The 16,144-nt window shown below is 44.2% G+C and carries 9 protein-coding genes; 5 read left to right on the top strand and 4 right to left on the bottom strand.

Translation table 11 applies throughout. The annotated features are described in order from the left end of the window. Positions 1–435 precede the first annotated feature (435 nt). From psaA to F6J94_RS00740, 5 genes are all read left to right on the top strand, one after another. Positions 436–2,658 (top strand): photosystem I core protein PsaA, encoded by a 2,223-nt coding sequence (psaA, locus tag F6J94_RS00760; protein WP_293035911.1) that lies wholly within the window; start codon positions 436–438, stop codon positions 2,656–2,658. A 174-nt stretch (positions 2,659–2,832) separates the two neighbouring features. Beyond that, entirely contained in the window at positions 2,833–5,049 is a 2,217-nt protein-coding gene (gene psaB, locus F6J94_RS00755) for a photosystem I core protein PsaB (protein ID WP_293035909.1), read from the top strand. 629 nt (positions 5,050–5,678) lie between these two features. Next, positions 5,679–8,180, top strand: coding sequence for a bifunctional serine/threonine-protein kinase/ABC transporter substrate-binding protein (locus tag F6J94_RS00750; RefSeq protein WP_293035907.1), 2,502 nt, complete (start codon positions 5,679–5,681; stop codon positions 8,178–8,180). 137 nt (positions 8,181–8,317) lie between these two features. Next, entirely contained in the window at positions 8,318–9,478 is a 1,161-nt protein-coding gene (gene corA, locus F6J94_RS00745) for a magnesium/cobalt transporter CorA (protein WP_293035905.1), read from the top strand. Continuing rightward, entirely contained in the window at positions 9,471–9,929 is a 459-nt protein-coding gene (locus tag F6J94_RS00740) for a pentapeptide repeat-containing protein (protein WP_293035903.1), read from the top strand. Before corA ends, F6J94_RS00740 begins: the two co-directional genes overlap by 8 nt. Before the next feature lie 7 nt (positions 9,930–9,936). Here the strand turns inward: F6J94_RS00740 and F6J94_RS00735 are convergent, their stop codons facing one another. From F6J94_RS00735 to F6J94_RS00720, 4 genes are all read right to left on the bottom strand, one after another. Next, complete coding sequence (locus F6J94_RS00735) at positions 9,937–11,712, bottom strand: mechanosensitive ion channel domain-containing protein (RefSeq protein WP_293035901.1); 1,776 nt, start codon at positions 11,710–11,712, stop codon at positions 9,937–9,939. Between the two features lie 14 nt (positions 11,713–11,726). Beyond that, complete coding sequence (locus tag F6J94_RS00730) at positions 11,727–12,830, bottom strand: mechanosensitive ion channel domain-containing protein (protein ID WP_293035899.1); 1,104 nt, start codon at positions 12,828–12,830, stop codon at positions 11,727–11,729. A gap of 119 nt (positions 12,831–12,949) precedes the next feature. Continuing rightward, a complete protein-coding gene (locus F6J94_RS00725) occupies positions 12,950–13,096 on the bottom strand; it encodes a hypothetical protein (protein WP_293035897.1) in 147 nt (48 codons plus the stop codon). 417 nt (positions 13,097–13,513) lie between these two features. Next, positions 13,514–15,436 carry a hypothetical protein gene (locus tag F6J94_RS00720; protein ID WP_293035895.1) on the bottom strand — a complete coding sequence of 641 codons (1,923 nt, stop codon included), beginning with the start codon at positions 15,434–15,436 and terminating at the stop codon, positions 13,514–13,516. Between the last annotated feature and the right edge of the window lie 708 nt (positions 15,437–16,144).

Genomic DNA, 16,144 nt, shown 5'->3' with positions numbered 1-16,144 from the left:
CTTCTGTATTAACCATATCCCTAGACGTTTAACCTTTGAGGGTCCTCTTTATAGATTGAGGACACTTTTTTTTAAAATATTTAGCATTTCTTTACGTTTTGTAACATTTTGAAGAAATTATCATTGATTTTTCCTATAGTTACTTTTGATTTGTTGTGATGGCGGCTTAGACACAAACAGTGGTATACCTATTGATACTGCTAATTGAAAATAGTTAACGATTATCCAAAAAATTGTTAACTATTTTTAACTGAATTCAAAAAGCGCCTGAAGCAAGACCTATTATCTTCTAAGGGAGGTATCCGTTTTGACGTAAATTCAGAACAGGTCCTTGCTTCCGTTAGAAAGCAGTGATTAGAAAAGTGCTTTCTTATCCATAAAAATAAAACTCCCCTAGGGGTATTAGTCGTTCCTTGTCTAGAGAGGAGATTCCTCATGCCACTCGAGGTCGATAACGACCCGGTACCAGCTTCCTTTGAGAAGTGGGGTAAGCCAGGTCATTTTGATCGAACCCTAGCGAGAGGTCCCAAAACCACCACTTGGATTTGGAACCTTCACGCTAACGCTCATGATTTCGATAGTCATACCAGTGACTTAGAAGACGTTTCTCGCAAAATTTTTAGTGCACACTTCGGTCACCTAGCCGTTGTCTTTGTGTGGTTGAGCGGCATGTACTTCCATGGTGCTCGTTTTTCCAACTACGAAGCATGGCTGAGTGATCCCACTACTATTAAGCCCAGTGCTCAAGTGGTTTGGCCTGTGGTTGGTCAAGGCATTTTGAATGGCGATGTTGGTGGGGGCTTCCACGGCATCCAAATCACCTCTGGTTTCTTCCAGCTGTGGCGTGCTTCCGGTATCACCAATAGCTACCAACTGTACGTAACAGCTATTGGTGGTCTGGTAATGGCAGCCCTGATGCTATTTGCTGGCTGGTTCCACTACCACAAGAAAGCTCCGAAACTGTCATGGTTCCAGAGCGTGGAGTCGATGATGAACCACCACTTAGCTGTGCTGCTGGGCTGCGGCTGCCTGGGTTGGGCAGGTCACCAGATCCATGTGTCTTTGCCCATCAACAAGCTCTTGGATTCTGGGGTGGCTCCTAGTGAGATTCCACTGCCCCATGAGTTCATATTAGATAAGAGCTTGATGGTAGATCTTTATCCCAGTTTTGCTAAGGGCATAACCCCCTTCTTCACCCTGAACTGGGGTGTCTACTCTGACTTCCTCACCTTCCATGGTGGTCTGAATCCGGTAACCGGTGGATTGTGGTTGTCAGATACCGCTCACCATCACTTAGCTCTAGCAGTCCTGTTCATCATTGCTGGCCACATGTACCGTAATACCTACGGTGTTGGTCAAAGCATGAAGGAAATTCTAGAAGCTCACAAGGGTCCGTTCACTGGGGAAGGACACAAAGGTCTTTATGAAATCCTGACTACGTCTTGGCATGCCCAGCTAGCGATTAACCTAGCCATGCTAGGCTCCCTGACCATAATTGTGGCTCATCATATGTACGCGATGCCTCCGTATCCGTACCTTGCCACAGACTATGGTACTCAGCTGTGCCTATTCACCCACCATATGTGGATTGGTGCCTTCTTGATTGTAGGAGGTGCAGCCCATGGTGCTATTTTCATGGTGCGGGACTATGACCCAGCCAAGAATGTGAACAACCTACTAGACCGGGTGATCCGTCACCGGGATGCAATTATCTCTCACCTGAACTGGGTGTGTATCTGGTTAGGTTTCCATTCCTTTGGTCTTTACATTCACAACGATACGATGCGGGCTTTGGGTCGTCCTCAGGATATGTTCTCTGATACGGCGATTCAGCTACAGCCAATCTTTGCCCAGTGGATTCAAAACATCCACAACCTAGCGCCGGGAGGAACTGCTCCCCATGCTTTGGAAACCGTTAGCTATGCCTTTGGCGGAGGCGTTGTAGAAGTAGGCGGTAAAGTGGCAATGATGCCGATTGAGCTGGGTACAGCGGACTTTATGGTCCACCATATCCATGCCTTCACCATCCATGTCACTGTACTAATTCTGCTCAAAGGGGTACTGTTTGCCCGTTCGTCACGTCTGATTCCCGATAAATCTGAGCTAGGCTTCCGCTTCCCCTGCGATGGTCCAGGTCGTGGCGGTACCTGCCAGGTATCTGGTTGGGATCATGTTTTCCTAGGCTTGTTCTGGATGTATAACTGCATCTCTGTGGTTATTTTCCACTTCAGCTGGAAGATGCAATCTGATGTCTGGGGAACAGTATTCCCAGATGGGACTGTGTCTCACATTACCAATGGCAACTTTGCCCAAAGTGCGATCACTATCAATGGCTGGTTAAGGGACTTTTTGTGGGCACAAGCCTCAAATGTAATCACATCTTACGGCTCAGCTCTGTCGGCATACGGCATAATGTTCCTAGCTGGTCACTTCGTCTTTGCCTTTAGCCTGATGTTCCTATTTAGTGGTCGTGGTTACTGGCAAGAACTGATCGAATCCATCGTTTGGGCTCATAATAAATTGAAAGTAGCCCCATCAATTCAGCCTCGTGCTCTGAGCATCACTCAGGGTCGGGCTGTGGGGGTAGCTCACTACCTCCTCGGAGGAATCGTCGTTACCTGGTCATTCTTCATAGCACGTATCCTGTCAGTGGGATAACTGCTTACCAGGAATCGATGCCAAACCTTGAGTGGGATACCATAACCTGTGTCTCGCCTGTCGATACCATAAGCAACCTGGAACTTCGGTTCCAGGGAGTTAATTAAGAAAAAACAATGAGCAGCATGATTGCATAAGTCTCATTGGTCAGCGAGGAGAATTTCCTTAAAGCATATGGCAACAAAATTTCCAAAATTTAGCCAGGACCTCGCTCAAGATCCGACAACACGTCGAATCTGGTACGGGATTGCCACAGCCCATGACTTTGAAAGCCATGATGGCATGACCGAGGAGAATCTATATCAAAAGATTTTTGCTTCTCACTTCGGCCATCTTGCAATCATTTTCTTGTGGACCTCTGGCACCCTGTTCCACGTCGCCTGGCAAGGTAACTTTGAAGAGTGGATTAAAGATCCTGAAACTGTCAAGCCCATCGCCCACGCGATTTGGGATCCCCAATTTGGCTCAGGGGCAATTGATGCCTTCACCCAAGCTGGTGCTTCTAGCCCCGTAAACATCGCCTATTCCGGTGTTTACCACTGGTTTTACACCATTGGTATGACAACCAATAACCAACTGCATGGTGGTGCCATGTTCTTGTTATTGTTGTCATCCCTATTACTGTTTGCAGGTTGGTTGCACTTACAGCCTAAGTTCCGCCCCAGCTTGAACTGGTTCAAGAATGCAGAGTCTAGGCTAAATCACCACTTGGCAGGTTTGTTTGGTGTTAGCTCCTTAGCTTGGGCAGGTCACTTGATTCACGTGGCTATCCCCGCATCTCGCGGACAGCGGGTTGGTTGGGATAACTTCCTGAGTGTCAAACCCCATGCAGCTGGATTAGGACCTTTCTTTACCGGGAATTGGGGAGTCTATGCCCAGAACCCAGATACCGCTGGACACATCTTTGGTACCTCTGACGGTGCAGGGACAGCGATTCTGACCTTCTTGGGTGGCTTCCATCCCCAGACTGAGTCCTTGTGGCTGACCGATATGGCTCATCACCACTTGGCGATCGCAGTGATCTTCATCATTGCTGGTCATATGTACCGCACCAACTGGGGTATTGGTCACAGCATCAAGGAGATTCATAGTGCCCACAATCCCCCAGCAGGTACTCCCTTTGGGGGCCTCTTAGGTGAGGGTCACAAGGGTCTATATGACACCATCAACAACTCTCTCCACTTCCAGTTGGGCTTAGCCCTGGCTTGTTTGGGTGTGGTCTGTTCCTTGGTAGCCCAACACATGTATGCGATGCCGCCCTATGCTTTCATAGCAAAGGATCACACCACCATGGCAGCACTGTATACTCACCATCAGTACATTGCTGGTTTCTTGATGGTTGGAGCCTTCGCTCATGGTGCTATCTTCTTTGTGCGGGATTATGACCCAGAGGCTAATAAGAATAATGTGTTAGCCCGGATGCTGGAACACAAAGAAGCTCTGATTTCTCACCTGAGTTGGGTAACTCTGTTCTTAGGTTTCCACACCTTAGGACTCTATGTCCACAACGACGTCGTGGTTGCTTTCGGCACCCCCGAGAAGCAAATCCTGGTTGAGCCAGTATTTGCTCAGTTCATCCAAGCGACTCATGGTAAACTGCTATACGGCTTTGACACCCTGCTGTCTAATCCCGATAGCATAGCTTCTGGCACTGGTGCAGCTTACCTTCCTGGCTGGCTAGATGCCATCAACAGCGGAGCTAACTCCCTGTTCCTGACCATTGGTCCTGGCGATTTCTTGGTACACCATGCGATCGCTCTAGGTTTGCACACCACCACCCTGATTCTAGTCAAGGGTGCGCTGGATGCCCGTGGTTCCAAGCTAATGCCCGATAAGAAGGACTTCGGTTATGCCTTCCCTTGTGATGGTCCTGGTCGTGGCGGTACTTGCGACATCTCTGCTTGGGATGCCTTCTACCTCGCCATGTTCTGGATGCTGAACACCTTAGGCTGGTTGACCTTCTACTGGCACTGGAAGCATCTGTGCGTCTGGCAAGGTAACGTGGCTCAGTTCAATGAGAACTCTACTTATCTCATGGGCTGGTTCCGGGATTACCTGTGGGCTAACTCTGCTCCGTTGATCAATGGTTACAGCCCGTTTGGAACCAACAACCTTTCTGTCTGGGCTTGGATGTTCCTCTTGGCACACCTAGTTTGGGCAACTGGTTTCATGTTCCTGATCTCGTGGCGTGGTTACTGGCAAGAGCTAATCGAAACTTTGGTCTGGGCACACGAGCGTACTCCTCTGGCTAACTTGGTTAGCTGGAAGGATAAGCCTGTTGCGCTGTCCATCGTTCAAGCTCGTCTGGTTGGTTTAACCCACTTCACGGTTGGTTATATACTTACCTACGCGGCATTCTTGATTGCCTCGACAGCTGGTGCGTTTGGCTAATGGTTGCTGAAACTAGCTTTTTAGGTATTTGAATTGTAGGTAATTAATTGAAATCTCCTGCCTTCCGGTGGGGGATTTTTTGTTGTCTACCAAAAGCGATTGACCGTAGGTCACGCTACGGGAACGGAGATTACGAACAGGTAAACAACCGCTGAAACATTGATTATTTCGTCAGTTTTACGTCTACTGAATAGAATTCCATGGCTTGGCAGGGGCAAAACTATAGCGCTATATCACACGTCAGTGATTATCAGGGAAAATAGTATTGACAAAAAATAGAAAATGTGGTATTGAAAAGAAAACTAGTGAATCATGTAAATGAACAACTATCTCGCTCAGTTACTGATTCCCCCAGAATCACTTAACTCTGCTCTAGTTCAATCTTGTCTACCATCTCGACAGTCGTACTGAGTACTGAGGGGGTTCGGTCGTCAGGGGGTCGCTGCTACTGTTCATAAATTACAAAAGATTGCCAGATAGATAAATAGTGTAAAACTTCTGTAATTCTCTGATCCATAGTTCGGTGATCCGAAGTTCCCTATTGGCTAAAACCTTGATTCTTGGTTTGAGCTGGATAAGTTCTATTAAGTTATATCAGGATTCACACCTTTTGAACCTTAAAAACTTTTATGAAAGACCTCAAGCCAAATGATTTACTTGATCGGCGTTATCGAGTAATTGATACCTTAGCCCAAGGTGGATTTGGAAAAACTTACATTGCCGAAGATACTCGCCGACCCACTAATCCCCAGTGCGTGATCAAACAACTGAAGCCACCTAGCAACCATCCCAAATCCTTGGAAAATGCCAGACGTTTGTTCCGAACTGAAGCCGAAACTCTAGAGAGACTGGGGAAGAATGACCAAATTCCGATGCTTTTAGCTTACTTTGAGGAAGATGAAGAGTTTTACCTGGTTCAAGAGTTTATTGAAGGAAACACCCTCAGCAGTGAAATCAAACCTGGTCAAAGCTGGTCTGAAAGCCAAGTTCGTCAAATGCTTCAGGAAGTGTTGAGAGCTCTGAGCTTTATCCACCAAAATCGAGTTATCCATCGTGATATCAAGCCCGATAATATCATCCGACGACATCGGGACAATAAGCTGGTTTTAGTTGACTTCGGCACAGTCAAGCAAATTCGCGGACCCAACCATCAAGTCAGTGGCACAATCGCTGTTGGAACCCCTGGTTATATGTCCACAGAACAAGGTAGAGGTAATCCTCGTGCCAACAGTGATATTTATGGTCTTGGCATGATTGCTATCCAGGCAGTAACTGGCTTAACGATTAATCAAATTCAAGAAGACCCTAATACTGGAGAAGTGATCTGGGAACCTTGGGCAAAGATCAGCGATCACTTAAAGTGGATTCTCTCTAAGATGGTGCGCTACCATTTTAGGGAACGTTACCAGTCTGCCACAGAGGTTCTACAGGCTCTTGAGTCATACCCACAAGTCTTATTACCACAACAGCAATCAGTACAACAGCCGACAATAATACAACCGACACTAGTTCCGCAACAGTACTCTCCAGTCCCCTCAACAGCCATTCCATCGATACCACAGTCTGGGCAACCTCAACCCACAGAGATTTCATTACCACCATCTCAACTTTCGGCAACAGCAGCATCATCGGCGCAACCGTTTGCTGGGTCTCAGTCTTCAGGAGTTGGATCTCAAAACCTTCGTCGGTTCTTGCTTCCCATCGGTGTCGCCACTACTGTTATTGGCATCCTTATCTATTTAATCTGGTTATTTTTATTTAATAAAACTCCCAAGACTACGGAGTCACCCAACCCATCACCTTTTGCTACGAATGCTCAAATTACTCCAACTTCAACACCTGATCAGAGTAATATTCAAGCTCGAATTAGCCTTGGGGAAAAGTCTCTAGTTAAAACAGAAGAGGTAGGCACTCTAAATCCCCAATTCCAAGCTACCAAACAACAGGGTATGCAAGCCATGGCTGCTAGTGATTATGACAAAGCCGTGAGTGACTTTGAAGCAGCAATTCGGAAATACCCCAACGCTCCTGAAACTCTAATTTATCTCAATAATGCTCGCATTGGTAATCAGAAATCCTATACTATTGCTGTCGCTGGACCGATTGCTACTGACCCCGATGGCACATTAGCAATTTTGCGTGGCGTTGCTCAAGCTCAAGATGAAATCAATAAAACTGGGGGAATTAATGGCGTACCCCTCAAAGTAGCTATTACCAGTGATGATCAAAATCCCGATATTGCTAAACAAATTGCGTCAGAATTGGTCAACAATCCGGAAATATTAGGTGTAATTGGTCATTCCGCTAGCAGTGTAACCTTAGCCGCAGGAGAAGTATATAATTCCGGTAAACTAGCAGCTATCTCTGCTGTTAGTACTTCCGTAAAGTTGTCAAACTTTAGCCCCTATGTGTTTCGCTCAGTGCCAAATGATGCGTTTTCAGCCAGAGCCTTAGCTAACTACATGCTTACCCAGTTGAAAAAGCAGAATGCAGCGGTTTTATATAATTCTAAGAGTGACTACAGCAAATCTCTCAGAACTGAATTTGTCACAGCGGTTTCCCTAGGAGGAGGACAAGTTGTTGATGAGATTGACATCTCCAATCCAGATTTTAATCCTGTTACACCTGTAGAACACGCGATTGAGCGGGGAGCACAGGTGCTATTTTTAGCTCCTAACCCAGCAGTTCTAGATCAAGCTTTGGAGGTTGTTAAGGTCAATGGTAAACGTCTAAGTCTGTTGGGAGGAGATGTAATGTATTCTCCCAAAACCTTAGAGAAAGGTTCAGAAAACGCTGTTGAAATGGTGGTAGCTGTTTTTTGGGATATTGATAGCAACCCTCAGTCAGACTTTGTCCGTAAATCCAAAGCCCTTTGGAATGCCGAGGTTAACTGGCGCACAGCCATGGCTTACGATGGAACCCAGGCTTTGATAGAAGCCCTGAAACGTAATCCTACTCGTGCTGGTGTTCAAGAAGCCCTCTCAGCCTCAGACTTTGTAGCACCTGGAGTATCTGGTTCAATTCGGTTTTTGCGTTCAGGCGATCGCAATGGTTCAGTCCAACTAGTAAAAATTCTTCCGAATCAGAACACTTCCAGCGGTTACGATTTCCTGCCCATACCCTCTAATTAGTTTTAGGAGTTTTAGTTACCTAATAGCTTACTCGAATTGTGTAATAATTGTCTAATTTAAAAAATAAAACCTCTTGCAACTGGAGTTTAGTCTAAACTCTAGTTGATACTATTCTAGGGAATTCCAAGCTAAATTACATGACACAAAGACTTTCTGGGTCTTTTGGTGTACCCACACCAACCGATGAAGAACAAGAACACTTGTTTGATTACTTTTACGATCAACCAGGCACGATACCGGGAACAATCAGCATTGACGAAGATGCTAGACCATCCACAATCGTTCTAATTGACTATAACCAAGAGCAAGTCAGACGCATCGCTAACCTAACGCCAGAAGCTTGTGGCTCTTACCTAGAGACAAATTCAGTTTCGTGGATTGATGTACTCGGCTTAGGTAGTGAAGATATTTTAAAGGGGTTGAGTCAAGTTTTCAAATTACATCCGCTGGTGCTGGAAGATTTGGTCAATGTACCTCAGCGACCGAAAGTGGAGAACTATGAAGACCAGCTAGTGGTCATTACCCAGATGGTCATGCCCAAGGAAAAAGCTAGTGGTTTTTGGATTGAACAAGTCAGTTTTGTTTTGGGGAAACATTATTTGCTCACCTTCCAGGAAGAACCAGAAAGAGATTGTTTTAACCGAGTTCGGAAGCGCATTCGCCACAACCAAGGCATCATCCGCAAGCGCCAAGCTGATTATTTAGCCTATGCCCTATGGGATGCAATTATCGATAGCTTTTTCCCCGTACTAGAAGCCTATGGTGAGCAAATTGATCAATTAGAAGATGAAGTAGTGATCAACCCTACCAACAAAACCTTAGCAAAAATTTATCAACTTAAGCGGGAATTACTGGCGCTGCGTCGTGTTCTTTGGCCACAACGGGATGCAATTAGTACCCTGATTCGAGACCCAAGTCCTCTGATTAGTGCCGATGTGCAAATTTACTTACGAGATTGTTATGACCATACCGTTGAACTTTTAGACATTATGTCAACCTACAGAGAATTAGCATCAAGTTTGATGGATGTCTACTTGTCCTCGGTTAGCAACAAAATGAACGAGGTAATGAAGCTGCTGACAGTAATCTCAACTATTTTTATTCCTCTGACTTTTGTTGCTGGAATCTATGGGATGAATTTTCACCCCGAAGCTTCTCCCTGGAACATGCCAGAGCTAAACTGGTATTGGGGGTATCCAGTTTGTTGGGCTGTGATGATAGTGATTGCTTCTGGGCTAATATACTTTTTTTGGTGGTGTGGCTGGTTTTCGAGTTTTTCTAAAATCAACAATGGTTAATTCAGTTCTAGTGTTGGTTCTATTGGTAGGAATGAGCGTTTCAGGTTGCGTTAAGGTAGCTAAAGAATCAAAAAACTCTGAAATTGGAACCCAACAAGCAAAAGCAATGAATTGCCCAGGCTGCGATCTAAGTTACTCTAACCTGAGTTACACTCGGTTAAATGGTGCTAACCTCAAGGATGCTAATCTAAGTTATGCTCAACTCAAGAATGCTAATCTCAATGGTGCTAACCTCAGTGGTGCTCAGTTAACGGGAGCCAATCTTACGGGAGCTAACCTTAATAATGCGAATCTCAATCGCGCTAACTTGAGTCGCGCCAAATTGATTAGCGCTCAGCTAGTTAACACCAAGCTAATTAGTGCTAACTTAAGTGGGGCTAACTTTAACGGTGCTAATCTATGCAATGCTCTGATGCCTGATGGCACTATCTCCCATCGCGGTTGTGAATAAGGGGATTTTAAATAGTAACAGGGGACTCTACATAAATTGTTGGTTCCTCCATTTTAAACTCGATCCCATAAGCCATCAGCTTCTTAGACATAGTTACATTCGCCAACTCCAGTAGACGCTTACGCAGTTGCACTGAATTCTCACTGGAGCCAAGGATAAAAAAGGTCACTCTAGCACGGGTAAATTTTGGCTCAGGCAGGTCTAGAAAATTGATCTTAGTACTACCTGGGTCAATACCAAACAAAGAGTTTGTGCTTTCCTTGATTACTTCCTGCACCAAAGCTTGTTCGGGAGCTGCTAGTAACTGGTAAAAATCTAAGTAGAGTAAAACCATGATCTTCTTACCTCTACTAATATTTTCAATTTCCAGATTGGCGAAAATAGAGTTAGGAACAACGAACAACGTACTTTTGGCCGGAGTCCGAATTTTGGTAGAGCGTAAACCAATCGATTCAACCCGACCAAACAAACCTTGAGGATTTAATCCTGATTGTAAACGAATATATTCTCCAGAGACAAAAGGACGGTCTAAATACAAAACAATAGTACTCAAAAGCTGCTCCAAAGTCTTTTGAGCGGCGAAAGCAATCGCTAATCCTCCTATTCCTAAACCAGCTAATAAGCCAATTAAATCAAAACGACCCTGGGCAAAGGCGAGAATGGCGATAAACCCAATAATCACATTGGCTAAAGCCTCAAATACTAATATTAATTCATCAACTTCCCACCCTAACTTGCGGACTATGTCAATTCCATAGATCCGGATAAATTGCCGGAACAAGCGTGAAAGTAACCAAGCTAGACTGACAATTAATCCTAAATCTATAAAGAACCGAAGAAAACCATAAATAAATTTATAGTTGCTTAGCCAAAATAAAGATAAAGACAGTAAAATTAAACTACCGGTTAGTCTAAACAAGTTAATAATCGGTTCAACGAAGTTTTCATAAATGTTCGTTATTGGTTCAGGTGAAAATCTCAAGATAGCTGCCCTTACCAGTGAAGGACTATATTGTCCAGCTATAACAGAAAAGAAAATTGAGAGCAGGAAGTAAATTAAGGTAATCAGTAAATTCTCACCAAAGCGGTAAGTCCACTGTCGGGTGATGGGAAACATGTTGAGGGAGAATAGGATTACCCACACCCAAACTATTGTGCGTGCTAGTAACAGTGTCAGCTTAGAATACAGATTTGATGCTAGGGATTGCCTTTGCTGGGTGTTGTCATCTACTGCTGGTAACTGTAGTGAACCTACCAGAGAATATCTCCACAACCTGCCCAAGCCCCAATGTAGGACGATTGCCAGCACTAAACTTCCAGAAACTAACAGCGATGCTTGCCACAGAAACTCGCTAGTCCTTTCTTTCCGGGCTTTCTTCACCGCCTGGTCAATGGTTTGGCTCCAGATTACGGCTTGTTTTTCAGGAGAGTTCTCCGAAACCACATCGCTTTGAGTTACAGTCAATAAGTAGCGACCATTGATACGAATAATTGGAGACTTATTGCGCTGCTCAATCTCGATTTTGGGAGGTTCCTCGGACTCCACTAGAGTTTCGAGTTGAGAGTTAATCCAGTCTGCTCTTCCCTGAGCAGTAAATGGTTCAGAGTTACTGACCTCAAAAAGTTGCCGACCATCGAAGACTACAGGAGCTAATTCTTTTGACTGGGCTGTTGCTGGAACTAATAACACCATTAACAGTAGTGCGATAGTAATTCCTAGGATTTGCAGAAATTTGAAGCTCTGAGATTGGTATAATTTGCCCTTGAAATAGTTGTTTATCATTGAATACATCTCCATCAGATAGTAATCGGTGAATCAACATAGATACTTGGCTGTTCAATATCGAATTCAATGCCGTATTGTTGCAATTTATTAGTAATATTGTACTGGGCAATATCAAGTAGTTGGCGACGTAACTCCATGGAAACTTCTCCAGCACCTAGAATAAAAAATGTAGTTTGTGCTTGAGTTATTTCTTGATGCTCTGCACTAGAAAAAACTCTAAAGCCTACGTCTGTACGTCCGGAATTTATTCCTGGAATATCCCCAGTACTATCCACAATTACCTGACGAATTAATGCTCTTTCATCATTGCTGATGGTTCGATAAAACGTGAGATATAGAATGGAAATGACTTTTTTAGCACCCGTGAAGTTTTCAATATTTACCTGAGTTAAATAGTTATTGGGAACTACCATCAAAGTTCCCTTTCCAGAAGTGCGAATTTTAGTGGAGCGCAAACCAATAGATTCAACTCTGCCAAAGGTTCCATCCGGCAGACCAATGTAATCATCGACAATAAAGGGACGGTCAATGTAAATAAGAATTCCCCCCAATAACTGCTCCAAGGTTTTTTGAGAAGCAAAGGCAATGGCAATACCACCAACTCCTAAACTGGCGATCAAACCAAAAATATTGATTTGGTGAGTTTGAGCGAAAGTGAGAATAGCAATGACGACTATCAAAAAATTGGCTATTAACTTAATCAGAATTAATAGCTCACTGTTAATATTACCTCCTTTTTTGAGAGTACTATTTAGTAGATAGACATCAAAAAAATAGTTAAATGACTGAGAAGCTAGCCAGCCAAGTATAATTAATAGTGATAAATTAACTGGAATTTCAATAAGTCTCAGGAAAGAGACTTGAGACTTATTGATAAGAATTACATCAGCGGACGCTAAAATACTTACCAACCACAGTAACCATTTGTAGGGAGCAACCACTTTTTGATAGGCCGCGTAGATCTGGGAATGAACCAAAAGCTCTTGTAACTGCTTCAAAAGTTTGGGGACAAACCAGAAGCTGAAAATAACTAAACCTATTCCAGCTAATGCTACTGGAATTAGTAACCACCTTATGTCGATAAGAATAAGGTTTTCTGGCAAAGCCTCAAGCATCAATAAACTCCAAATAAACGAAAATAAGGAATAAGGATTGGCAGAGAAATTATCGTCCAAATTTTGTTAGCAATTACTCTTGAGCTTCTATTTTAGATTCTCTTACTCAATTGTTTTACTCAAATTTTTTTGGGAGTTATAGTTTCCTCTTCAGCAGCAGTAACGGAAGTTTCCAAAACATAAATTTTCAGTCCCACTGGCTGCTTCGAAAGATTTTCTGCCCAGAGTTGGTTGATGGGAGTATCGGGAGTAGCGGTTATTTCCAAGGGATTTCCTAGTGTACAGCTGTATGCTTGCAAGTTCCTGGTATGCCACCAGGCTTGGTAAACGGTTAACAGAATGTGTTTGTGCTTGCCATTACCAAAATGCTATGGTCACTTCAGCGATACAGTAAATATACACCCAGATTTCAGATTAGAGGAGAGTTAGCTTCCGCTGTATAGGGGATAGTTATCCTCCGCTATACAGTAAATATACACCCAGATTTGCTATTACAGGAGAGTTAGCCTCCGTTGTCAAATAACTATACACCAAGATTTGCTATTACAGGAGATTTTGCGATCGCTTATCAGGAGGTAGTTAGCTTCCGTTGGTTAGGGCAGAGTTAGCCTTGGCTAACTCTCCTGGTCTCTTAACCTATATGGACTGCTAACAGTTAAAACTCAACAGTCAAAACTAAACAATCAATCTTCAAACACCAAATCCCCTGCGTAAACCCGGAGATTACCTATTTTCCAACCTAGAGAAATCGGTCCATCACCATTAACTGGTTTGTACATATCAAGGTGTTTTGACCAGTCATGTTTTATCCCATTTCGGGTCACAATTGGCAAATCATTTTTAGGATTGTAGGTCAGTTTAAGACTCTCACCAGTGCTACCAATCCACTGCACTTTACCTAGGTCAATTTCACGTAAATCTAACTTACTTTTTTCCTTAACTGCCTGTTTAAAATCCTCATAGTTACCATGAGATTCCTCCTCTCCTACTTCTAGAGCAAAGCCAGCATAGCTATTGCCTAGAGTTGTTGCCTTCAGAGTTTTTTCCTGACTATAGAGCTGGGCGAATTTCTGGTTGGGTATAGCCACCTCAGTATAGGTATCCAAATTAATCGAGCGAATCGCTAACCAGGTTTTCTCCAGTTTAAAGAACCAAATCCCATCTTCTATTTCTGCTTGAGCCGTCTTAGGTAATTGGAAAAAGAATGGTCTATCCGTAGCTGGTCTTAACCAAAGAACTAGGTTACGGTATTGCCCAACTTGGTCTCCCTGATTTTTTCCTGGCTTCACCCAATCACCACCAGTATTAGCAACAAAAAAATCTACACCCCGCTGTTGATTGTATGCCATTAGCTTAAATGGTCCGACATCACCATCAGGGAATTCACCCGCCAAACTCCCCAACTGATAGGTATGACCAAAGAAGGTGGTTTCCCAATATCCTGGTTTGTCCTCACCTCCAGCTTTCCAATTTTCATAGACTGGTTTACTAGCCAGGATTTCCACAGGCTTCTGAAACTGCTTACGAGCTAACTTTACCACCGCCTGGGGAGGTCGATAGGCGCTAGTAATTACGTGAATCACATCCCGTTCTGGCTTAGGATTGACTAAGGTAACATCGCCAAAATAAAGCCAGAACAGACGGGCAGCACTGGCTCCGTATACCACATTACTTTTGCCGTAATCCCGCTTAGTCGGTCCGCCAAAACCACCTCGATAATATTTCACTGCTGCCGCCGCTGACATCCAATCTAGAGCCGCTTTGGCCAGTTGCTTCACCTCCGGCTCCTTCGCAAAGTCGTAGAGATTTAGATAAGCCGCAAAGGTGTGACCATGGTAAGTCTCTGAATCCCACTCTCCCATACCAATGTTGTAGAGCGCCCAGACATAGCGCTGAATTTTCTTTTTATACAGACGCCTAGTCTCTTCATTTCCGGTTTCCTCCGCGATCAGATAAACGGAAATCTCTCGCATTGCCCGGAGATTGTCCGTGTTGCGTCCATCCACCCAACCTCCTCGCACATCCGGTCCCCAACCATCACCACCTTTTCCCTTACCATAAATGGGGTGAGGACGCCCGTTGGGGTCTGTTTCTGTCCAGGTTTTAGCACCGTCAAACATTCGCTGTTTGTAGGTCGGGTCGAGAAATTGCCCAAAGAAAAAGTATTTTCGGATTTGTCCTTTGAGGGTGAAAGCGTAATAGTAGTCAATACCCTCAGTGTGTTGGTTATCTTCAGCTTGGGCATCTTCTGATTGCAGAAACTCTAGGGCTTTCTCCCGATTGCCAAAAATAAAATCAAACATGGCATAGGGATAAGACCGCTTCTCATTTTCCCCGTAGTTGTTGCCATAACCTTTACCACCGTAATACTGAATTGCCTGGTTGGCTCGCACCCAGAATTCCGATTCCAATTCAGGAGTCCACTGATTCCTATACTTGGTCGCAATCGGTAAGGGTTCAATCTGAATTAGATCAGTAACAGATCTGCTAATCACTGGTTTAGCCTCTAGCGCTGGTGTGGTCGGTATAACTTGGTGGGTACAGCCCAAGACAGCACCAGCCACCAAGGAAGCTACTAGTAAGTTACGAGATTTCGGAGATTTCACCAGATTTCACCAGTTGTAGCGATTGGCCTCAATTCTTACACAACAACCAAAACAGTACACCTGAGCGTCAACCCTAAATTAAACATCGGCACTTCAGAATTTTTAATCATGGGCAATGGGGCTCAGAACCCCCAGGGATTGAGAAATTCAGGATATAGTCATGTTCGATTTACTATTTGCTCGCAATTTGGCCACTACACTAATTATACTCACTGTCTTCATTCTTGGCTTAGACAAGTTGTATCGGCAGGATCAAAACCCTGGAAAACTCCAAAGGGTTCAGCACATGGAACACGCCCTTCGAGTCTGATTTGCGCTCAAGGCAACTCAATTCCGTTGAGATTCCCTGAACTAGGTGTGGAATAGGAGCCAGTTCCCTAGTTCGACCCAAGTTACTGGTTTGTCAGATCGCTGTGAATATTAGTAGACAAGAGCCCTATAGTAACCATGGATAAGGCAAGTACGTAATTATTCGTAGGCCACTATTGCGAGTGGCTCAGAGATTTCCGAGATTTTGCGGATACGGTTTACTGTCATTTCCGATTACTGTTGTATATGGTAGTTTTAACCTTTTGCTGCATCCCCCTGGGGCACCCAACCGCCCATCAGGGGTTTTTTGTATTGAGTGTGGCTAAATTTTATCAGTTATAGTATGCTGTAGTCTTAACCGTAATTTAAGGAGAGCGCAGTGGGGAGTAGGAATCGGGT

The organism is Moorena sp. SIO1F2, from assembly GCF_010672755.1.
Lineage (GTDB): Bacteria > Cyanobacteriota > Cyanobacteriia > Cyanobacteriales > Coleofasciculaceae > Moorena.
This window is presented reverse-complemented; position numbering and strand designations above follow the sequence as displayed.